23 protein-coding genes are annotated in these 21,155 nt (G+C 63.9%); 9 read left to right on the top strand and 14 right to left on the bottom strand.

All coding sequences use genetic code 11. From position 1 onward, the window contains the following. Positions 1-33 precede the first annotated feature (33 nt). The 7 genes from CJ179_RS49935 to CJ179_RS49905 form a co-directional block, all read right to left on the bottom strand. Positions 34-1,671, bottom strand: coding sequence for a sigma-54-dependent Fis family transcriptional regulator (locus CJ179_RS49935; RefSeq protein WP_179377989.1), 1,638 nt, complete (start codon positions 1,669-1,671; stop codon positions 34-36). A 276-nt stretch (positions 1,672-1,947) separates the two neighbouring features. Then, positions 1,948-2,397: a hypothetical protein gene (locus CJ179_RS49930; RefSeq protein ID WP_095866458.1), complete on the bottom strand. Its 450-nt coding sequence runs from the start codon at positions 2,395-2,397 to the stop codon at positions 1,948-1,950. 277 nt (positions 2,398-2,674) lie between these two features. Beyond that, positions 2,675-3,211 carry a hypothetical protein gene (locus tag CJ179_RS49925; RefSeq protein ID WP_095866457.1) on the bottom strand — a complete coding sequence of 179 codons (537 nt, stop codon included), beginning with the start codon at positions 3,209-3,211 and terminating at the stop codon, positions 2,675-2,677. Between the two features lie 2 nt (positions 3,212-3,213). Then, positions 3,214-3,738, bottom strand: coding sequence for an SCO family protein (locus tag CJ179_RS49920; protein ID WP_095866456.1), 525 nt, complete (start codon positions 3,736-3,738; stop codon positions 3,214-3,216). Continuing rightward, positions 3,735-5,333, bottom strand: coding sequence for a hypothetical protein (locus CJ179_RS49915; protein WP_095866455.1), 1,599 nt, complete (start codon positions 5,331-5,333; stop codon positions 3,735-3,737). Before CJ179_RS49915 ends, CJ179_RS49920 begins: the two co-directional genes overlap by 4 nt. 406 nt (positions 5,334-5,739) lie before the next feature. Next, entirely contained in the window at positions 5,740-6,900 is a 1,161-nt protein-coding gene (locus CJ179_RS49910; RefSeq protein WP_095866454.1) for a globin domain-containing protein, read from the bottom strand. A gap of 146 nt (positions 6,901-7,046) precedes the next feature. Next, complete coding sequence (locus tag CJ179_RS49905) at positions 7,047-7,244, bottom strand: hypothetical protein (RefSeq protein ID WP_143549090.1); 198 nt, start codon at positions 7,242-7,244, stop codon at positions 7,047-7,049. Positions 7,245-7,843: 599 nt separating this feature from the next. Here CJ179_RS49905 and CJ179_RS49900 point away from each other — a divergent pair. The 7 genes from CJ179_RS49900 (at position 7,844) to CJ179_RS49870 (ending at position 11,990) form a co-directional block, all read left to right on the top strand. Next, entirely contained in the window at positions 7,844-8,257 is a 414-nt protein-coding gene (locus tag CJ179_RS49900) for a hypothetical protein (protein ID WP_095866452.1), read from the top strand. A gap of 105 nt (positions 8,258-8,362) precedes the next feature. Beyond that, complete coding sequence (locus CJ179_RS49895) at positions 8,363-8,818, top strand: hypothetical protein (protein WP_095866451.1); 456 nt, start codon at positions 8,363-8,365, stop codon at positions 8,816-8,818. Between the two features lie 47 nt (positions 8,819-8,865). Then, positions 8,866-9,462: a hypothetical protein gene (locus CJ179_RS49890; protein ID WP_373560207.1), complete on the top strand. Its 597-nt coding sequence runs from the start codon at positions 8,866-8,868 to the stop codon at positions 9,460-9,462. Positions 9,463-9,472: 10 nt separating this feature from the next. Further along, positions 9,473-10,006 carry a hypothetical protein gene (locus tag CJ179_RS49885; protein WP_095866449.1) on the top strand — a complete coding sequence of 178 codons (534 nt, stop codon included), beginning with the start codon at positions 9,473-9,475 and terminating at the stop codon, positions 10,004-10,006. Positions 10,007-10,058: 52 nt separating this feature from the next. Continuing rightward, complete coding sequence (locus CJ179_RS49880) at positions 10,059-10,763, top strand: hypothetical protein (RefSeq protein WP_095866448.1); 705 nt, start codon at positions 10,059-10,061, stop codon at positions 10,761-10,763. Beyond that, complete coding sequence (locus CJ179_RS49875; protein ID WP_095866447.1) at positions 10,763-11,410, top strand: hypothetical protein; 648 nt, start codon at positions 10,763-10,765, stop codon at positions 11,408-11,410. The genes CJ179_RS49880 and CJ179_RS49875 overlap by 1 nt, the downstream gene beginning before the upstream one ends. A gap of 55 nt (positions 11,411-11,465) precedes the next feature. After that, the gene (locus CJ179_RS49870) at positions 11,466-11,990 is read left to right on the top strand and encodes a hypothetical protein (RefSeq protein ID WP_095866446.1); all 525 of its coding nucleotides are present in this window, start codon (positions 11,466-11,468) and stop codon (positions 11,988-11,990) included. A 183-nt stretch (positions 11,991-12,173) separates the two neighbouring features. On the opposite strand, the gene CJ179_RS49865 is transcribed toward CJ179_RS49870, so the two are convergent. The 3 genes from CJ179_RS49865 to CJ179_RS52040 all read right to left on the bottom strand — a co-directional run bounded on the left by CJ179_RS49865 (position 12,174) and on the right by CJ179_RS52040 (position 14,562). Further along, complete coding sequence (locus tag CJ179_RS49865; protein WP_095866445.1) at positions 12,174-13,058, bottom strand: phytanoyl-CoA dioxygenase family protein; 885 nt, start codon at positions 13,056-13,058, stop codon at positions 12,174-12,176. Between the two features lie 297 nt (positions 13,059-13,355). After that, the gene (locus CJ179_RS49860) at positions 13,356-14,132 is read right to left on the bottom strand and encodes an enoyl-CoA hydratase (protein WP_095866444.1); all 777 of its coding nucleotides are present in this window, start codon (positions 14,130-14,132) and stop codon (positions 13,356-13,358) included. Positions 14,133-14,418: 286 nt separating this feature from the next. Continuing rightward, entirely contained in the window at positions 14,419-14,562 is a 144-nt protein-coding gene (locus CJ179_RS52040; protein WP_009760382.1) for a hypothetical protein, read from the bottom strand. A gap of 449 nt (positions 14,563-15,011) precedes the next feature. Between CJ179_RS52040 and CJ179_RS49855 the strand changes: the two genes are divergently transcribed. Further along, a complete protein-coding gene (locus tag CJ179_RS49855) occupies positions 15,012-15,347 on the top strand; it encodes a hypothetical protein (RefSeq protein WP_063720690.1) in 336 nt (111 codons plus the stop codon). A 133-nt stretch (positions 15,348-15,480) separates the two neighbouring features. After that, positions 15,481-15,603 (top strand): hypothetical protein, encoded by a 123-nt coding sequence (locus CJ179_RS53660; RefSeq protein ID WP_257016439.1) that lies wholly within the window; start codon positions 15,481-15,483, stop codon positions 15,601-15,603. 364 nt (positions 15,604-15,967) lie between these two features. On the opposite strand, the gene CJ179_RS49850 is transcribed toward CJ179_RS53660, so the two are convergent. From CJ179_RS49850 to CJ179_RS49835, 4 genes are all read right to left on the bottom strand, one after another. Continuing rightward, positions 15,968-17,722: an IS1634 family transposase gene (locus CJ179_RS49850; protein WP_257016438.1), complete on the bottom strand. Its 1,755-nt coding sequence runs from the start codon at positions 17,720-17,722 to the stop codon at positions 15,968-15,970. 180 nt (positions 17,723-17,902) lie between these two features. Next, entirely contained in the window at positions 17,903-18,952 is a 1,050-nt protein-coding gene (locus CJ179_RS49845) for a hypothetical protein (protein WP_095866443.1), read from the bottom strand. Positions 18,953-19,096: 144 nt separating this feature from the next. Then, entirely contained in the window at positions 19,097-20,092 is a 996-nt protein-coding gene (locus tag CJ179_RS49840) for an AraC family transcriptional regulator (protein ID WP_257016437.1), read from the bottom strand. Positions 20,093-20,142: 50 nt separating this feature from the next. Then, positions 20,143-21,155, bottom strand: a 1,013-nt coding sequence (locus CJ179_RS49835) for an FAD-dependent oxidoreductase (RefSeq protein WP_095866442.1), incomplete at its 5' end; no start/stop codon positions are given.

Here is a 21,155-nt window from a genome sequence, read left to right as displayed (position 1 = left end):
CGATTGCGAACACGGACCTGCTGGCTAGCGTCGTCAGCCTGAGATGCGGTAGCGCCTTAGCCGCTGGTACAGCGTTGTTCGGCCGATACCGAGTTGCTCGGCGGCCGCGAGTTTGTTGCCTCCCGACGCGCGAAGCGCAGCGATGATCGCGTCACGCTCGGCTAACTCCATCAGCGAGAGATCTCGACCCGCGGAGGTGCGGTGGGTGTCCGGCAGATCGGCGTCGGTGACGTCTCCCTGTGTCCGTCCCCGCGCGGCATGGGCTAGAACGGTGCGGAGCTCCCGGATGTTGCCGGGCCAGGGGTGGGTCGACAGCACCTCCAGCGCGGACGGGGTGACGCAGAGTTTCGAGTCGCGCTCGAGGTCTCGGAGGACGGACGTCACCAGGGCTGAGAACTCATGCTTGTACAAGCGGACGGGACGAAGTTCACGGCGGCTCAGCGCTTCTGCAGCGAGCGCGGATTGCTCGGCCCCGAGATCCGCCAAGGGTGAGCTCGTCAAAATCACCGGGCACGCGGCCGAACGCACCGCCGGGGTGATCACTGCGCAGGCACGCGCGTCGAGGGCCTGCACATTGTCGATGATGACCGGATCCTTCCCAGCCAGGGCGGCGCGCACGAACGATAGATAACCTGCATCATCAGTGTCCGCGCCTGCGGCGTCCGCGAGTGTGGCGTCGGCTCCGGCCAGTATTCGGGCTGTTGTCGTACGCCCGGTCCCCGGCTCACCGATGATGAGGACTACTCCTGTCTCCTGGAGTGACTGTCGGTCCGTATCGCGGGCGCGCCGGTGTGACCGTGAGCGATGGAGGGCCGGTTTGCTGGTCGTTGGTTCGACTTCGAAGAGGACCCCGCCCGCGGTTTCCGCGACCGATCGTGCGCGTACGACCGCCGGGGACCCGGACGAAAGCATGAGAAGGTGCTCCACTGCGGGACCGGATCCCATCTCTGCCGCGATGGCACGCAATGCGGCATGGTCGGCGCTCTTGATCACGTCGATGGCCGCCGAGTTGCTCAGTACCAGGTCTTCGCCAAGAACGATGACGGCATGCTTTCTGGTGGCCGCGTGTGTTTGAAACTCGGCGAGCAGTCGCTTCTCGGCCATCCGGGACCCTTCGAGCAGGCGTTGCTGAATGTCGCGGACGGCCCGCATGAGGAACGGGCGGAGCAGGGTGGTGGCGTCCTCAACAGGACCCGAGACGTCGAGCACCCCCTCCAGCCGGTTGGTGACGGGGTGGATGATCGGGGCTCCGTAGCAGCAGAACACACGTAGGGCTTCGAGAAAATGTTCTTCGCCGGTCACGGAAATCGGCCGGCGCAACTCGTAGGCTGTCGCCAATGAATTGGTCCCGCTGATCTCCTCCAGATAGCGCGCACCCGGAAACGCCATTACCTGATCGAGTGCGCGATCCAGTCCGCGTCTGCCCATGCGCCGGTCGACGATTCGTGAAGACTTGTCGGCAAGCAGAACGGAGAAACGTGTGTCAGTGAGCTCGGTGACCATGCTGTCGAGAACCGGAGCCGCCGCTACCACCAGGCGGCTCTGACGATCGACGTCCGATATGTGGGACTCGCGCACTGGCATCCCGTGGTCGAGCCCGCTGAGGGTTGCTCGATGCCAGGCCAGCGCAATCTCCGGACGTAGGCCGGTGTCGTCAGCGTCGGGATTCACGTGCCGTAGTCCGATCGTCAAGATGGAGCCCCGGGCGGAAGAACTGCCGCTACTCGTAGGTGTTGCTTCAGAGTTCTCAACAGTTCTGTCGTCGATTCGGCCGTCGAGGACAGGCCGACCTCCCATCTTCGCTAGGTGTAAAACGTGGGACTCAATTGCCGCCTGGGGCCGATTTTAGGACTGCCGGCCTTTCCAGTCGAGATCCCGGCTCTTATTCGACGCCATCCAGCAGGAACGCAGCAAGCGACTGGTCCCGACCCCCCGGGCTGATCCGAGTCAGAGTGTTGGGCCTGGCTGGGATGAACGGAAGGTATCCCTCGCGGCTGTGGAGCCGTGTACGACGAGAAGCAGCAACCCGGCAATCACCATGTATCCGCCGATGCGGATATCGGGAAGCGCGGCGACGACGGCCCCCCAGGTCGACGGCCCCTTGAGGGCGAACACCGTGACGACCAATGCTGCAAGTCCAAGGGTGGCTTCGGCTAGGAAGAGGGGCCGAAATCCGGTGATCGTGGCTCCGATCGTGACCAGGACAATACTTGCGATCAGGGTCCAGGCCAGCCATCCGAAGTATGCCGCTTGTATCGCGGATGGACTTTGCGCTGTGGCGGAAGTGAGATCGGAGAAGGTCAGCCAGGAATCAGGGGTTAGCGTCTCGGCGTTCGCGGGGCTGAACATCCAGATCGGTCCGAGGAGGCTCCCCACGAGTGACACGGTCGCGGCCACAACCACGAGGGTCGACAGACGTCCGAGCCGTGAGCGGGTGATGGGTGACCGTGAAGCAATGACCATTGCATTCTCCTTGAATACTTCGCATGCCAAATAGAATTAGCCAGACTTGGGTGGGTGACGCGCTAAGGAACTTTGGGGTCAACACGAGATAGCAACCACGCTTGTTCCAACGTGGAGTGGTCATGAGAACGATTAGTTTTGCGCCCGGCTGGCCACTCATGAGTGGCCAGCCGGGCTCGTGACGCCTACCTGGGCGCACTGCGAGCGTTGACTAGCTCGACGACTGAGATCGTGCGCGATGTGCGCGTGACACGGTCGCCACGACCATCGCACCACAGGCGAGCAAAATCTGTGCAACTGCAAGGGCAGTCGCAACACTCAACGCCGTTGCCCCGAGACCGTGCAGATCGCCTCCGGCGCTGACGGTGGGCATCGACGAGTGATGGTGCGCTGGCATCCTCATCGCGCCGTCGGCGTTGCTATCTGCCGTCGTCATTCCCTCCATCATGATCAGGTGGAGGGTGAGCATGGAGGCGCTGATTGCCGCTGCGATGCCCCAGTCTCGCATCAACGGTGCGTTCCACAAGCTTTTCGCGCAGGGTAAACACGCGCAGGAGAGGGCGAGCATGAGAAGGCTGGTGCCGGGATAGGCACCCAGATGCAAGAGGAGCACAGGAATGTGAATCAGTCCGCAAGCTACGGCCAGCGCGGCTGCGGCCTTGCCGGCGCGGCGGCCGACGACAAGCCTCTGGGGGAGCGTCGGTCGCCACGACTCGGGCTGAAGGCGCGTTGGTGATGTCGCTTCCATGATCAGGCACTCTCGGCCAATAGTGCTTGCAGGCGAGATGCCATCTCGTCTGCTTCGACGGCGTCGGTGAAGTGCGTGAGGAACGTCCCAGACGGGTCCAAGACGTACGTGATGGCGGAATGCGGGACCACGTACCCTTCCGGGTCGTCGGGATCCGCCGCCCGCTTCGCGAAGACTCGGAATGCCTTCTTCGCGGCGTCGATCTGGTCGGACGTTCCGGTGAGCCCCGTAAACCGCGGGTAGTGCTCCGTCAGAAATGCCTTCATGATTTCCGGGGTATCCCGGTCGGGGTCCACCGTGACATAGAGTCCGGTAATCCGGGCGGCTTGGGGTCCGAGCGTGTCCAAGACTCCGGACAATTTGCTCAGGGCGCGCGGACACACCACCTGGCAGTGTGTGAACCCGAAGAACACGAGCACATGCTTGCCGTGGTAGGTCGCGTTCGTCACCCTATTTCCGTGGTGGTCCACCAAGTCGAAGTCGGCCGGAACGAACGTTGCGCTCGAGGGCCGGTCGACGGAGGTCATGATTCGATCCTTTCAGTGGGCGCCCCTTCGAGCGCCAGGGTGTAGCGGTGTGGCCCGCCGTCGGGACAGCCGAGGATGTAGGTGTCGCCGCGACGCGTCATCTCGACGCCTTCGGTCTCGACTGCGGCGCCACGACGGCCGCGGGCGACAGTGCGATCGTCCTCGCGCAGCGTCCAGGTTTGGCCTGCGATGTCGATATTGCTGAGCTCGACGACTCCGTCGCCGTTCTGGTCGTCTCGGCGGTGCAGCGTGAAGACGAGCTCCCGGTTGTCGCGGTCAAAGTACGCGCGGGTCACGTCGATGTCGGCGGCAACGGTCGTGAGTGCGGGCTCGCTGTAGTGACTGCGGTCCCACGGCTCGTTGTATAGCTTCCAGAAGCCGTCCTTGACGTTGAGCCGCGCATAGGCGAGAAGCACATTGCCCGTGATCGGCTCCATTTCGGTACGGTTGCCTTCTGCGTCGGTCAGTTCGTCGTTGCGGGGGTAGTAGAGCCCGCCGTCGCGCCATTTCGGGTGCATATAGCGATCCGCATGGGTCATCAGGCCCTGCAATGTCTCCTCGTCGCCCATCTCCGAAGCCCACACCGAGACCCACCCGTGGTCACAGGAGTCGAGCACGACCGTATTTCCGGCAAGGACGAATGGCTCGCCGGGTACCACGGAGATGGCCCCGTCCTTGCCTTTCTCGACCAGGGCTGTGATCTGGTCGGGATAGTTGCCTTGGACGAAGTCGCGGTTCCACATGTTCATCAGCGACCCACACCACGCATCAACCCACGGCCAGTTGCCCGAGTTGGGTGCGACGGCCTTGCTGTCCTGGGCCATCATCATGTTGTAGTGGCCGTTCTCGTCCAGCCGTCCGAACTGAGCCCAGGCCTTCTCGTAACCCTCTGTCACCTCGTCGGCGACGGCCTCACCGGTGAGGATGTCATGCATGCGAAAACCAAGGATCGCCGGCTGGTTGCAGATCTGGTAAATGCAGTTCGGCTCGCAGGGCACCCCGAGGTACCCGTTCTCCACCATCAGCCAGTAGATGTGCTCATTGAGCGTGTTCTGGTCATACTCGTACCGCTTCTCTTCGCCACCCCAGAACGGGGTAAAGAAGCTGAAGGTCAGAGCTCCAGGCTGAGCGTACTTGTCGTCGTCGAAGAGGTAGTTGAACAGCAAAGCCATGGACTGCACGTATGCGCTGTACATGATGTTGTCCCGGGCAACCGGGTTGTACTCCTCATGGTAGGAGTCCGTGAGGTGCTCGTTGAACGCGGCGCCACCCCGACTGGTGTCCTTCCAATAGATCCACACCTCGGGCAGAAGCATCTTCTCGATGGCCCGATCGAACAGCGGCTTGAAGACACCAGGCGCGGCGGGAAGTCGATGCGCGTGCGTCAGCGCCATCCCGTACGCCATGAACGCCAGCTGAAAACGATACGCACCGAAGTCGTCCTGCCCGAAGGCCTTTCCCTGCATTAGCGACCAATCGTTGGCCGGCTGGTTCAGCAAATTGGCGAAGTGGCGCAGGTGCCCGACCTGCTCGGGGGTCAACTCGGACAGCGCAGTCTCCGGTACCTGCGATCCAGCTCCGATAGCCGTTGTCATGATTCCTCCTGGTTTTCCTGGTCTTATAGGGTTGTGCGTCGCGGCGTCCTGCGCATCGCGTGGCCGACGTATGGGTCAGCCACAATCCACTGCTGCCGGACACACGCCGTACACCTTGTGACTTCCCTCATATTGCACCCGCGATGTGATGCACGTCTGTTCCGATTTCGAACACATTCCGGAATGGGGATGTCGGCCGAGTTCTTCGCTCGTCAGAATGCTCAGGAGCTTCACAATCAGCGGCCAGAAAAAGCGCCGAAGACGATGTTCGGACTCTTGCCGCCGAGCTTGAGGTTGACCTGTGCCATGTGGTCGACAGCGAGGTGGGCGACTCTCGTGCCGGTTTCGACGGGCTTGGCGGCGGCACCGATGTGCAACCGGGCCTGGGGAAGGGACGCGTCGGCGCTCAGTGCAGCGGGTCGTGGCGGATGTTGCAGGCATCGACTCCGTTGGCCATCAATCGATACTTGGTTGTGTGGACCATCGATGGTGATCCCACGACTTCGATGTCGTGGTCGGTCCAGTCCGCGTATTCGGCGACTACACGGCTGATCTGGCCGGTGAGTGGATCGTGCACACCGCCCGAGGTGTGCGACGTTCTCGAGACCCACCACGGATTGTCGCTGTACTCGGTTACCGGGATGACGGTCAGCTGCGGATTCGTCCGTGTCAATGCCCACAGCATGTCGAGGTCGTACAGGTCACAGGGGTAGGTGCCGCCGACGAACAGATGCGTCCGAGGAGCGTCGCCGCGCTGCGTGGTATCCATCAACTGCGCTCGCAAAGGAGCGATTCCGGTTCCTTCACCGATCATCAGCCGGCTTCGGCGAGGTTCTCGCCACATGCCGAGAGAACCGAGTGGTGATCCGATCAGCCAGGTGTCGCCGATCTGTGACTCTCCTACGATCGCGGGACTCACCCAGCCACCGGAGACTCGTCGGACATGGAACTCGACGATCCGGTCCGGTGTGGGTGGCGTTGCCAACGACAGGTAGCGCCACATTCTGGGTCGACTGGGTACCTGCACGCTGACATACTGTCCCGGTTCATACGTCATCGTGTGGTCGAGTTCCAGACGCACGATGGCGAGGTCGTCGAGTACTCGGCGGTGCTCGATCACCGTGCCCACACGTGTCGGGGGTCCCTCGTCGGAGTTGGCGGCCTCGGTCATGATCGAGGCGATCAGTGCGATCGTCAGACGCCACGCGTGATCGGTCTCGTCGGTCCAGAGTTCAGGTCCGGCGAGGTTGGCCAGCGCGGCGAGGAGTGCCTCGCCGACGGCGGTGTAGTGATCCTCTGTGACTCCGTATTTGCGGTGATCTCGTCCGAGTTGGGCTAGCAGCGGGAGTACGGATTCCGGTGTCTCGAGTTGGTCGATGACGTACCCGATCGCCCGCATCAGCCGATCGCGTTGGATGTCCATGGCTGCCGGGAAGTGCTGGCGGGTCTCGGGATGCGTGGCAAACAGAATGGCGTAGAAGGAACGTGCGAACGTGTCCTCGCCCTCAGGGATCGCTCCGATAGATTTGAAACTCGATCGGACCAGTGAAATCGTCAGAGGATCCACGACAATCGGTACCCTTTTGTCTTCGTTCAGAATGGTGCGTGATGTCGATCCCACTTCCCCGGACGAAGCCCGCGCTGACCGATGATGACGGGAGCGGCGTGCCAGGGTCGAGCGAGGCCGATGATGCTGAAGCGCTGAAACAGCGCCTACGCCGATCGGGCCGACGGAACCACGCCGGCGGAAACTACGGCATCGAGCCTTGCGATCGAGATGCCGAGTCCGTGGTAGCTGACGACACGATGCGGGGTCGCGAGGTCCTCAGACCAGTAGCCGCGGGGGTGTGTGGTCCCGTCTGCCGGCGGCGGGCAGTCGGCGCCGGTGACGGCGATCGGCACTGAGGACATCGTCAATCTCATCTCATCGATAGGGCCGGAGGGATCCCGTCGGCTTCCGCTTCGCGGACGTAGCCGACTCCATCCGAGTGCTGCTCTCGGATTACACACCTGGTGAGGCGTTCGCGAGCCCGCGATGGTGTTTTGCGGTCGAATACGAAACAAATCAACAGGATCCCACTACGATTGGCGACCGCAGCGATCAGCTGCTCGGGTATGCGTCAGGCTGGGCTTGTGGGGCTGCCGCACGTGTCACGGCGCCGCATGGAGGGCCGATAGGGCACACGGACTCGAATCTGTGGGTTGAAAACACGGCGATTCTTCGGTGGCTGGTGATGGATGGGCAGGGGAGAATGTGTTGCCCACCTGCGGAAAGGCAGTTGCCCGAACCGATCGGGGCGCGCGTCCAGGAATTTTCATGCCGCAAAAGCCGACAGAAATCAGTAATTGACGAGTGAAAAATCAATGCCTACGGTAATTCCGGATGTGAGCGGTATCACTCGGCAATGTCGTGGCGTGCTGTACGCCAGCGCCAGAAGCTCCTCCAACTGAGTGAAATGTGCAGCTGCACAGACCCTTTGAGACAGATTGACCGAACAGGAGTCGAACCGATGACCGACAAGCTGAAGTTTTTCTCGCAGGAGTGGTGCGAACTGGCGCTCGAGGCTGTCAATGCGAACGCGGAGGTGTACAAGGGATTCAAAGACCCCGATTCGTTCACCAACCGCATGGAATTCGGCACCATCGGTAAGGACGATGTGGCCTGCCATATCGAGTGGGAGAAGGCCAAGATCGTCTCCTGGACGATCCGCAAGTTCGACGAGAACGACCTGTGGTTGAAGATCAACGGGACCCTCGAGACGTGGCAGCGCGCGGCCGAGGGCGACGCCGAGGGCGGAAAACTGCTGCTGGCCGGAAAGGTCAAATTCGCCAAGGGCCCGATGTCGGCAGCCATCGAAAACGCAGGAGCCTTCAACAATTTCCTGTTGTCGTGGGGACAGGTGCCCACGGACTGGGACGTGTGACCCAATAACTCACGGCCCGTGTGGGACTCGCGTGTTCTCCAGGCGAGTCCCGCGCAGGGGCCGATAGGACATATCGCTGACCCCTGCTGTGAAAGGCCATGATCGATGACCACTGTTGAATCCGAGGCATACCCGGTCACTCTGTACGACGGGGACGACGCGAACGGCGTCGCCAGCATCGTCGGGATGCTGATCGGGCAGAACGTCGAGAACTTCCCGTCCCGAGTCAAGTTCGCACGCAAGATCTCCCGGCCGGTGTCGATCTACAGCACCGACACCGACAGCGCCTGCACGATCGTGTTCGGCACCGACGAGGCAATCGTCTACAACGACATCGTGGGTCGGCCGAGCGTCACCATCAGTGCCAGCGTGGACCAGATCCTCGATGTGTCACAGTTGCCGATGAAAGCCGGCGGGTTGATCCCGGTGGGCTTCTTCACCAACCGTGGGATGAAGGTGCTCGGCGGAATCCTCACGCACAAGCTCGTGGTGAAGGGTCTTCTCACACACACGCTGACGGCGTTGCGCACTATCGCGCTGGTCTCGGTTGTCGAGTCATGACGGCGATTTCGAGCCGGAACCGGCACACCCTCGATGCCGAGGCCACCATGCCGATCGCATCACCCGATGAGATCGCACCGGACGGATTCGCCGATCCGCCGCGGGGCGCCTCGACCACAACGAATGTGGCGCGCGTGCTCCTGGTTCTCGCGCTGATTCCGGTGGGTGCGTTATACCTGTATCCCCGGATCTACGACTTGACGGCCACGCCCTACCGGCTCGACCAGGCGGTGGTGTCCGCCGGCAACTACAACCCGGCCCTGGATCAGATTGTCGAGCACGAGAAGGTCACGCTGGCCGCATTCGACGCGCTCGACAAGATGAAGGCATCACTGGCGAGTGTTCTGAGCACCGATGCGGCAGTGACCGCTGAACTCAACACCCTCACCGGACAAATCACCGGCGACGTGCAGAAGACCCTTGACCTCGCCGGCGCGAACGTGACCGATCTCGTCGCCTCGCTCGACACGCTGACCGAGCACATCAGCTCACTCCAGTCGCCGGTCGACGGCGCCACTGCGGCTGTCGCCGGCGACCGCGCCACCTTGGACGCCATCCTCACCGACGCACGATCAACTGCCGCGAAGGTCCACAGGACCCGCCTGTCGGCGGAAGAATCCGCCAACGACCTGTCTGGAAAGTAGGAGAAGTACCTTGATTTTCTTCGGACGCCGCGGCGGACCGGCCCGGATGGTTCTGGCGATCGTCGCGGTCGGGGTTCTCGGCCTGCTCACCTTCGTCGTGTTCAACCTGAACTCCCGACTCGACAACCAGCAACGCGCCAACGAAACGAGCATCACCGCCTCCCAGGGCATCGTCGATGTCAACGATCGACTGACCAAGCAACTCGCACAATTGACCGAACTTACCCATACCGCGCAGACCGCGCTCGATGCGACCGCCGCGCTCGGGCCGCTGCTGACCAAGCTGGATGAAGCGATCGCCCCGGCAGCGCAGATGCTTGCCAGCAGCACCGACGGGGCGCAGTTGACGAACGATCAGCTGACCAACATCCAGGGCATTCTCGGCGAGGTCCAGAACACCGTGCTCCCGCTCGTGTCATCCGCGGAAGCGTTCGGTGATCAGGGGCGCCAGCTGTTAGCCATCGTTCAGGGCCTCGTCAGCGACCTGCAGGGTTCGGTGGCGGCCGCGCAGACCATCAACCAGATGCTTCCGCTCCCGGGCTGAACCCACCTTCTCTGCCCCGACCGATCTGTACCTACTCTCGACTGGACGTGACATGCAGCAGGGCACCGACTTACCGGACGAGGCGTACCCGCGCCGAGGCCTGGCCGGACTTCAGCGACTCGATATCCCGGCATCGGCGCTGCCATACCGAAAGGGCGTACTGCCCCACCGGTTGGACATCCCGTCCACTGCGACACCGAGTTCCAGCGGGTTCGCCGTAGCCACCGAATGGATGGGCCGCCTCGCCGCTGTCCTGGCCGTGGTCCTGTTCGGGCTGGTGTTGGCGGCCATCCACAAGGGTCAGCTCGTGCAGGACAGCGCGCGGACGATCGTGGACAACTTTCGGCTGACCAACGACTACTTCGCCCAACGGGCAGATCTCACCGCCCCGGCCACGGCACACAAGCAACTCGATGAACTGGCGGGGGTCTTGGCCCAGCTCAATACCGCAACCGCCGCCGACGTCGATCACCTGGCCGCGCTGCTGCCGGACGCACGGGCGTTGCTCGCCGCCGGGCAGGGCGACACCGCGATCGCAGGACAGCTCGAGACCGTCGCCACCACGTTGCAGGGTTCCGCGGCTTCGCTGCATCAAATTTCGGCGGACGCGAACACCACCGTCAGCGATGTGAACAACGAACTCACCACGGCGATCGATCTCGTGAACGCACTCAACGCGGAGCTGACGCGGACGACGAACAAACTCGCGCTGATTCCCGAACAGGGAGCCTTCATTCCAGCACCGGGAGGGAACTGATGATCACCAAAAAGGCATGGCTCGGGGTAGTGCTCGGGCTGGGGCTCGCGCCCGCCGTGCTGCTCTGCGCCGTCAACGGGTTTCTTCCCGGACTCGACGACGTCGTCGACCCGCTGGGACGACCGTCGCAGCTGAGTCTCGAGGTCATCGATTCCGCCGGCCAGTTCGACACCCTCACCGGGATCCTCGTCCCCAAACACGCCCAGCTCGCCGGAGACATCCAGGCGCTGGACCCGCTGGCACACGACCTCGAAGGCTTGACCACCAAGGCCGGAGAGCTGACGGGACAAGCCAAGACACTCAATTCCTCCACCGGCGACGTCAGCGCGATCGCGGGGCCCCTGCCGGGCCTGGTCGCGAACGTGACCGACCGCGCCAACCAAGCGAGCCCGACGGTGGCGGGACTGTCGACCGCCGTCGGCTCGGTCACCACGCAACTCGCGGCCATCAACACCGGACTGACCACGATCGAAGGCACCCTGGGAACGCTCGGCCCCAAGGCCACCGCCATCGCCGCGACCCTGGCGAACGTCGAGGAAGAAGCCCGGCACGTCCAAGAACTCGGGCCGCTGCTCGCGGTGGTCGGCCCCCCGGTCAATTCCCTGAACCTCCCCCCTCTCGGCGTCGCGACCACACCGAACCCGTAACGCTCGGACGGGTCAGAGATCGACCACGGAACGAGTGAAAGGCAGAACACACACCATGTTTCGGCTCTCCTGGGCGATTGCCCTGGCATTCACCATCGCACTCTTGTGCGGCATTCTGATCGTCACACGGGATTTGAGCATCACCAATGACATCTTCAAAGACGGTGTCAATCAAGCGAAAACCGTGGATGAGACCACCAACGACGCACTATCCGGGGCGAAGGAATTGCCTCCGGCGAACGCCGCCATCAACCAGGGCCTCCCGGAAGTCGTCGGGGTGCTCAACTCCCTCACCCGCGCGGACCAGACCCTCGGGGATCTCGGCAGCCAACTCCAGGCGCTCGGTGACGCCCTGAAGTCCGCGGACGCCCCATTGGGCGGCATCATCGACGCAGGTGCATCTGCAACCGATCAGGCCAACGCCGCCGCCGTTCCAGCGGAGCAGATCGTGCACACCCTCGCGGACGCGGACGCGAAAGTCCAAGCACTCGCCCCACTGCTGGACCGATCACTCGCCCTCGGACAAACGATCGACCAGAAACTGCGGATCGCGCTGATCCTGCCGGTCATCGGAAACTGACACGACACCGAGACAGGTGAGCGAGACGACCTCGGATCCTCCGGGCACGAGAGAGCCGGAGTATCCGAGGCATTGTGGATCTGGGCTTGATGCCTCGGTCCACATGTGGGTCGGGGGTGGCTGATCACGCCGGGGCGTGATCAGCCACGCTTCGTGGGAAACGGCTGGTGATCCCGGAACCTCTCAGTCATGGCGCGAGGGGTTCTGCCACACAACGGGGAACAGGTCGCCGCTGATGGGGGAGCCAGGGGTCATCGGAGGGACGGAGAACCCGCCGATGCTGGCAATATGGTCGAAGCTGGTGCCCGGCCTCGGATCCCAGACGACTTGGTCGCCGGCGAAGATCGTTGTGACGGCCCGGCGGGGGTGGCTGGAACGGTTGGCGGGCGATCCGTGGACGGTCTTGGGATGGTGCAATAGAGCATCGCCTGGCTCGGCGTCACCGATGAACCATTCATGACGGTCGTAGTCGGCGGCGAAATCGGGTAGTTCGGGGTAGGGCGAACGTTTATAGACGGCGGCAACCTCAGGATTGCCGCTGAAACTGCGGGGCCGGTAGACGGGGCCGAGGTGTGAGCCTTTCAAGTAATGAACAGCGCCGTTGTCGGTCGTGACGGTGTCGAGCGGGACCCAGATACGGAAGTACTGCTCGCCGTCGATCGGCAGGTAGGCGTAGTCCTGGTGGAAGGGCGCACCCTGGGCCGCCCCGGGCTCCTGCGCGAACACCTGGTCGTAGAAGAACCGCAGTGACCTCACTGCAGGATGTATCTGGCGGGCGATGTCCTTGGTCGGCCCCCGCAGAGCCCAGGCGTCGAACGCCGAGTCGACGAAGCGAGGAAAGGCCTGGGAAAAGAAGCGAGGCTGCCCCGGGGACGTGTAGTTCTGAGAGGTGGCGTGAACGTCGGTCATCAGCCGATCCACCGCGGTCCGGAGGTAGTCGATCCACGACGGAGCGATCACGGCCTCGAGCCGGGCAACTCCATTGGCAGCAAAATCCGCCCGTTCCTCGTCGGTGATCTCGCGGAGCAGTCCCTCGGTGGGGGGGTCGATGTGCTGGTTGGTGGTCATTGGCCTTCCTTTGCGGTGGTGTGACTACGACAGCGCGGCGATCGGCGTGATATCCGTCGTCTCCGGCCGGGTAGTGGGGTCGCGCAACGGTGCCTACCGGAACGGTCCCCAGGTTCTGATTACACAGAGACGGAGCAGGTGGCGGCGGCCGTCCGCGTGATCATCGGGGAATCTGCAACGAGTCAGCAGAATCCTTGTGCCCGCAGCGCGCGGGTGGACCTGATGGCGCGGGAGCGGAGGGAGGGACCGGCCGCGGCGCGACGAATCGTCGCGCGAGCGGGCGGGGCCCGCCGACACTCAGCGGTGGGTGAACGTCGGCGCGCGTTTCTCGATGAACGCGGACATGCCTTCCTTCTGATCGTGAAGGCCGAACGTCGAGTGGAAAGCCCTCCGTTCGTAGCGCAATCCCTCGCCGAGCGTGGTCTCGAAGGAACGATTGACTGCTTCCTTCGCCAGCATCGCGACAGGTAGCGACATCGATGCGATCGCCTCGGCGATACTCTGCGCCTCGCCGAGCAGTTGCTCGGCGGGAACGATCCGACTGACCAGTCCGGCGCGTTCGGCCTCCGCCGCGTCCATAGTGCGTCCGGTCAGTAGTAGGTCCATGGCCTTGGCCTTGCCGATTGCCCGGGTAAGGCGCTGTGAGCCGCCGAGACCGGGGATCACGCCCAAGGTGACCTCGGGCTGGCCGAATCTCGCGGTGTCAGCGGCGATGACGAGGTCGCACATCATGGCCACCTCGCAGCCGCCGCCGAGCGCGTAACCGGCTACGGCAGCGATGGTCGGCTTGCGTACCGTCGCCAACCGTTCCCACCCTGCGAGAAAGTCGCTGGCGAAGACATCGATGTAGGTTCGGGGACGCATCTCCTTGATGTCGGCGCCGGCCGCGAAAGCCCGCTCCGAGCCGGTCAGGATGATGGCTCCGATCCCGGGGTCGTTCTCCAGGTCGTCGAGTGCAGCGGTGACGTCCGCGAGCATCGCAGTGTTGAGGGCGTTGAGTGCCTTGGTCCGGTTCAGTGTGACCGTACCGACCCGCCCGGTACGCTCGAGCAGGATCGTGTCGAACTCGTGCACCGCTGTTCCTTTCGGTCCCATCTTGATTGTCGCCTGTGTCGAGCTTGTGAAAATGCCGATGTCATCGCGGTCAGAAGCCGCGGCGCTCCGTCATCCTGTGTTGTTTGGAACGGTGGCAGAATGCATCCACGCGCGCTCCGCGCAGGGGGCTGCCGAATCCTGCACAGCAGCATACCGGCGGCCTGGGCCGGTGATCGCGTGCCAGGAGGTCAGCCGCGGCTCCGGACTGCGGGCAGAGAAACCGGAACTCATGCGGCCTACTACTGGTAGCTCTGATGCGGCTTGGTCATCGGGCGGTGAGCACCGCCGCAACACCTACCGCCGCTGCGATCACGATCACCGACCAGAGGATCAGATCCCACAGTCGGCATTGTGACCCGGGCTCGTCCCCGCGGATGGCTGGCGCCACCAACTCCGATTGTCTTTTCATTCGTACACACCTCACGACCCGTCGACTGGTCCGGACCGGAAGCCGCATGACGCAGCAGTGCGCCCTGGGGTCTGGTTGGCATGGTCCGGTACTGCATCCGACCGACCGGGCGTCCTGATTGCTGTGCCAGTTCTGCTCGGCTAGCATCTGGCCTGCAGAAACCTTTCACTACTAAGAAAGTCTATACGGTGAATAATTGACTAGCGATCTTTTCACTCCTATGATTATGTGATCCACAACACAATGTTGGGATCGGGTGCAGGCCCGGCAGGACGATCGGATGCACAGAAGAGGCGCGACCAATGGACGCGACAGACGAATTTTTCAGCTGGACCTCACGGCGAACCGTCATCGGGGCGGGGCATCGAGCCTCGACAGCGTCGGGACTGCGACGGGTCCAAGGTGATACGGCGGGAGATCTGCCACAGCGCGGCCTGGACGTCAGACTCGTGGTTGCCGGGCGCCACTGCCGATTGATTACCTTCACCCATGACGGCGACGACTACGTCGTAGTGATCATCGGTTCGGTACGCGGCCGACGCGACGTGCCCATCCGGGCGGTCGACGAGGAATCGTTACTGGTAGATGCGAGCCGGAGTGCAACGTCAGCGGAAATACTGATCGGGATCCCGATCGATCCGAGGACCGCCAATCCCGAGCGGTGCCGCGAACGAATGCTGGCTTCGCAGTTGTGCCAAGGCGGCCCGATCCGGCAGATGCTCAGTGTGACGGGGGTTCACTCGGTTCTGGTGCCGATGCTGGCGCCCGCCAATCACGCGGCGTAACCGCCTGTCCGTCCGGTGAGGGCCCATGGCAATGCCCATGCTTGCTTCGGCGAATCACCGGGTCGGCACGCGCGGGGAGAGCCGTGCAGCAACTAACGCACATGGTCCCATTGGGGACAGAGAGCAGACTTTCGTGCCATTCTTGGAGAAGTTCTTCACCGCGATTCTCACTCTGACCGGCGCCACCTTCGGCGGCTGGCCTCTGGACGACGACGAGGATTCAGAGGCCGGCACACTCTGGTGGGAACAGGAATGATCGAGCCGGGCTGGGCTGTGCAGCTGGCGCAGGAGTGCATATAGCCGACTGCGGCAGAGGCCGTAGATCTCGCCGGAGCTCCGGTGGATCGATGGTGTAGCGAGCGTTCAGTATTCGAGACCCTCGACATCGCATTGCTCGGTGTGTGCGGCGTCTGAGTGGTCGTCGGTCTGGGATCTCTTGTCGAGGGCTGACCGGGCAGCGCACGGACTTCCACCACGCACGCCAGCCCTCGCCCGCGTGGGCACCGCATGGAGTGGGGGTGAGTGCACTAGACCGAAGTTACGGCCTTGAGGACGGACGAACCCCCGGTTGAGCTGGGGGTTCGTTGTTTTCGGTTGTGGTTGTTCTGGCTACCTGACGGTCAGGGGGATGGTGGTGTCGAGGAGTTCGAAGGCGCGTCGTTGGGTGGGCGTGGGGACGGCGAGGGTCGCCACGATCGGTCCGTCGTCGCCGTAGCGCAGGTCGTTGCGGGTGAGGGTGGCCAGGTGGGCCAGCAGGGCCTGGTAGGAGCGGGTGTGGGTAGGTCACCGTCGGTGGTGGTCTTGCGGGCCGCCTTGGCCTGGGCGGCGGCCGAGCGGGCCGCGGGTGCGACGGGATCCGCGCGGTGCGGCGGGTTCTCGTCGGTGTAGGTCAACGGCGCCCACGCCTGGCGCAGGTGCCAGGTGAGGTAGGCGGCGAGCATGCAGATCAGCACGTGACCCTTCACCCGGTCGGTGAGTCGGTGGTGGATCGGGCGCAGGTCGAGGTCGATGGCCTTGAGGGACCGGAAGTCGCGTTCGACCCGGGAGAGGTTCTTGTAGGCGTCGATCACGGCGGCGGTGCCGAGCTCGTCGGCGCTGGCGGTGGTGCGCAGGGTGTAGATCCCGTCGAGGGCGGCCTCGGCGTCGATCCGCTCCCGGTTGCGGGTCACCGTCAGCGAGGTGTCGGTGATGTCGAGGTGGAAGTGTTTGCCCACCTTGTATTTTCCCAGCACCTTCCCGACCCGTAGGCCGATCTTCCCGGCCCCGGACAACCGGCCCGCGGTCACCGCGGCGACGATCTTGCCCAGTTCCGCCTCGGTGGCGTCGAGCAGTTCGCCGCGTTTGCGGGCCCGCTCGTCGGCCAGCGCCGGGTTGCGGCACACGATCAACCGTTCCCCGGGATACTCGGGGTGGGTGATCTCGGCGAAGTTCTGCTCGTCGAAAAGGCTCATCTGCAGCGGTCCGTCATCGGCGGCCAGCGCCGCGATCTGCGGGGCCCGCAGCGCGGTCAACCACCCGAGTCCGCCGAGTTCTTTGAGGGCGGTGATGCGGGCGGCGGTGATCATGCCGCGGTCGCCGACCATCAGCATGTTCTCCAGCGCGAAGGTGTCCTTCACGGCGGTCACGGCGTGGGTGAAGGCGGCCGGGTCGGCGGTGTTGCCGGGAAACACCCGGACCGCGACCGGGCGACCGGCGGGGTCGGTGAGCAGCCCGTATTCGATCTGCTCGCAGCCCTTCTTCCCGTCGCGGGAGTAGCCGCGGGCGGCCAGGTCGCAGTGCCGGCCGGTCACCCACGAGGAGGACAGGTCGAACATCGCGATCCGCGACGGATTCACCGCCGGATCGAGATGCTTTCCGGCGAGCCGCTTTTCGATGCGGTCCTGGCGACCCACCAGCCAGTCCATCGCCGCGTAGATCTCGTCCGTGCCCGCCCCGGCGACCTCGAGGTCCACCCCGAGGGTGGTGTCGGCCCACCAGGAGGCGGTCGCCAGTTTCGAGGCCGGGGCCACCGCCCGGGCGAGGATCAGCGCCATCGCCACATCGCGCATCCGGCCGGCCGGGCCGAGCAGGGCCGGCAGGCCCAGAGCCTTGGCCTGGGCCCAGACCGCGGCCACGTGTCCGTGCGGCACCGAGCGGAGCACCGTGGCCGCGGTGTCTGCCGGCACCAGCGTCTGCCCCTTCAGCCCGGCCTCGACCCAGTCGATCACGTGCGCGGGCAGCGTGGACAGGTTTGCCACCGTCTCGTTGCGCACCCGGGTGCCCTCGCGGAACGTCCGCCGCAGATAGGCGGACTCGTAGTCGCGGTGTTGCCCCTGCTTGTCCACATGCGACTTCCGCACTCTGACCACATGGACCGCGTCCCCACGCTTTGCCATACCTATCACGGTACTGCAATTCACGACGAACAGTCGCCGCGACACGCCAACAATTCTGACTACATCCGCAGAGCTCCGAACCTGAGAAAGGGCAGATCAGAGGCGAACCCGGCACCCAGGTTCGTCGTAACTTCGGGCTAGAGCACTCACCCCCACTCCCGCGGCCGATCGCACCTCCTTTCAGGAGACGGCGAGCGAACTTTCGCGGGGCCTCGGCTGGGGGGAACGATTTGGCTCACGCAAAGCCAGCCCGAGCACGCCGGCGGCCACCAAGACCGCGCCTGGAACAAGGAACCCCAGGGTCAGGGTGGTCGTCGCTGTGTGGGAGGTGGGAATACTGGATGCCAATGGGAAGCTCCCGACGTTCCCTTCGATACCACCGACGAGTCCCTGGAAGCGGGGGAGCACGGTGTTGAGCGCTCCGACGCCGGTGGCCACGTCGGGGTAATTCTGCGACATGAAGTTCTGGAACTGAGCCGGGTCCATCTTCAACGCTGCCGCGAGCGCTGGGAGTGTCTGCTCTTGCAGTTGGTCGGACATCTCTTGAATGACGTTCATGTCGGCGCGCACGGCGGCCGCGCCTTCGTCGGTGAAGACCGTAGCGAACGCTCCAGTGAGCTCGTCGGTCGCATGCGCCTTCTGCGGAACGGACAGCAGGAGGGGGGCAATGATGAAGACCGCGCCGACAGTCGTGGCTGTGAGCAGGGCTGCACGCGCGAGAGATGTCCGCCGCTGGTCACCCCGGACGATCAACGCTCCGCCGGCTACCAGGAACAGGACCGCCCCTGGAACGTAGAACAGAAACGGCACCGTCGTGCTGGGCAGAAAGTTTGTCGGTATCTGATCGGCGCTGCGGAAGTTCGGTGCCTGTGTCTCCAAACCGGTCACCAGCGCCTGGAACTTGGGCAGGATCGTGTCGAGCTGACTGATACCGCTGGTGACCTGTGGAAAGTTCTCGCCCATGTAACTCTGGAACTGGTCGGGTGTCATCGCCAGCGCGCCGGGGAGGGCTGGCAGTGTTTCGGTCTGGAGTTGATCGGCCATCGCCTGGATCGTGTCCATGTCGGTGCGCGTCTGGGATAACGCCGTCGGTTCGAAACTGGTCCGAAGGCTACCCGTGAGCTCTTCCACGCCTTGGGTCTTCTGCAGCATGTTGGTAACGAGGGGAAAGAGGAACAGCATCACACCTAGTGCGGCTACCACCCCCAGAACGATCTTCTTCGCCGGCATGTCGATCTCCTATTGTTTGAGTTCAGCTCCGCAGCAACACTTTTAGTTCGGAATGCTGCCCGGATTCAGTGCCGCACGGATTGCGTCGTATGAGATGCGTAGCGGCGTCAAATCGACCGTACGATATCCGCCGGCCTTCGCGTATCAGTTGCCTGCCGGGAAGTGCACTATTTCTGCTGTTCTCGCGTGGGTGCCGTCCTGACGGTCGAGGGCCTCCAGCGCAGCGCAGGAGTACTTCCCGTTCGCATATTCGCGGGGTGTGACCGCGTACCGGCGCTTGAACTCTGTAATGAAGTGGGAGGAGCTCGAATAGCCCACGGCGCGTGCAACTTCGCTCACACTGATGCCGGAACGGGAGATGAGCATGCGTCGAGCAGCGTCCAGTCGCTCGGATTTGAGGAACTGGTAGGGACTCACGCCGATCGTCGCACGGAAGGTATGCGCAAATGCCGACTCACTCAGCTGAACCTCCCGCGCGATGTCGCTCACACTCATCGATTCAGTGAGGTGAGACCTGATGTACTCGATCGCCGCCCGCGTAGGATCGACGTCGGACTCGCGTGAGGCAACCTCGAGCGGATCCTGACAGCTGACGATCTGCAGAAGGCGATACACGATCTCCTGCAAACAGATCGGTGCGAGCACTCGCTCGTCCAACTCGCCATCGAGTGCATGAAGGAACCGGAGAACGGAGTGGAGTAGTCGCGCATCGACACCGAAGGTGCCGCTGCACTGATTGCCGCCTGCACGGCCACGCCGGGCCATCGGCACCGCCGCGGCATCGCTGACCAAGACATCCGTCGAGATGCGGCGAATGATCGCCGCGTCGATCTGCAGAAACATCGCGAGGAAGGGATGGTCGGCGGAGGCCGCGACTACTTCGATCGCGGGGCACGACCGGTCCGTGAAGACGACTCCCTCGAGTGGGCCGCATCCGTGCGCGGTGCGATCGATGTCCACGGACAGTCGCCCCTGGGCGACGAGACCGAAGGTGACGCCATGGGCCGGCTCCCACGAATACGGACCCGGCTCCTCGAACCGGCAGACGGTCACCCCTGGCCGCGCCTCCCGGGCCCCGATCCCACCGGCCCAACAGTTCAGTTCGACGAGCAGGTCTTCCATCGGCATCGGCTCAGGCACACGGTCCACCACTGCGTCTTTCGTCCCGAAGCGGTGCTGGTTCGGCGCGGTCACATCCGATCCGACAATCGGCGGGCGGCGAGCTGAATCGCTTCCCACACCGTGGCGAACGGTGGGGCATACGAGAGATCCATCGCGGCAAGGTCGTCGACGCTCATCTCGCCCCACAGCACCGCGGCGGCAGTGTCGATCCTCTTGGCTGACTGCGCCCCGCCCACGATCTGCACACCGAGCAACCGGCGCGTACGACGGTCGGCGATGATCTTGGTGGCGATCGGTGATCGCTCCGGCATATATCCGCTCGCCGTGCCGCCGACAGTGACCAGGGACTCCACGTCGTACCCCGCCTCGGTCGCCTCCCGGCTCCCGAGGCCTGTGCGGGCGACCTCCACGTGAGTGCCGGCGGACACGAACCGGGTAATGGCGGTGCCCAGAACGCCAGGGAACTCGTGCGATCCGCCAACCGTGTTGTACCCACAGATACGACCCTGCTTGTTCGCGTGGGTGCCCAGGGGTGCAAGGACGTACTTCCCGCGGATTCGGTCGATGACTTCGCAGCAGTCCCCGGCGGCCCATACGCCCTCGGCGACCTCTTGCCGCTCGTTGGGCAAGTAGCCGCCGCGTTCGCCGATGGGCAGCCCGGCGGCCACGCCGAGTTCGGTGGCCGGGTGCACACCGAGTCCGAGGACGACGACGTCGGTGGGGTAGACCTGTCCGTTGCTGCCGGTGACCGAGCGAACGTGGCCGTCGACGCTGTCGATGTCGATATCGGCGATCGTGGTGTTCGTGATGACGTCGACTCCGCCGGCTTGGACGGTCTCGCGGACCCTCTCACTCATATCGCTGTCGAGGCTGCTCATCACAGCACTGCGGGTCAGGAGTGTGGTGCTGAATCCGCGTTGCACCATCGCTTCCGCCATTTCGACGCCGATGTACCCGCCGCCCACCACCACCGCGCGGCGGCGGATGGCTATTCCGCCGCGTGCCCGGCGGGAGACGAGATCGAGCCAGTGCCGGGCATGATCGAGATCCTTGACCGGGTGCACGCCTCCCACCAGCTCAC

Origin of the sequence: Rhodococcus sp. ACS1, from assembly GCF_002300155.1 — a bacterium.
In the GTDB taxonomy this organism is placed as follows: Bacteria; Actinomycetota; Actinomycetes; order Mycobacteriales; family Mycobacteriaceae; genus Rhodococcus_F; species Rhodococcus_F koreensis.
Note: the sequence above shows the minus strand (reverse complement) of the source record. Positions and strands in the feature narration are given on the sequence as shown.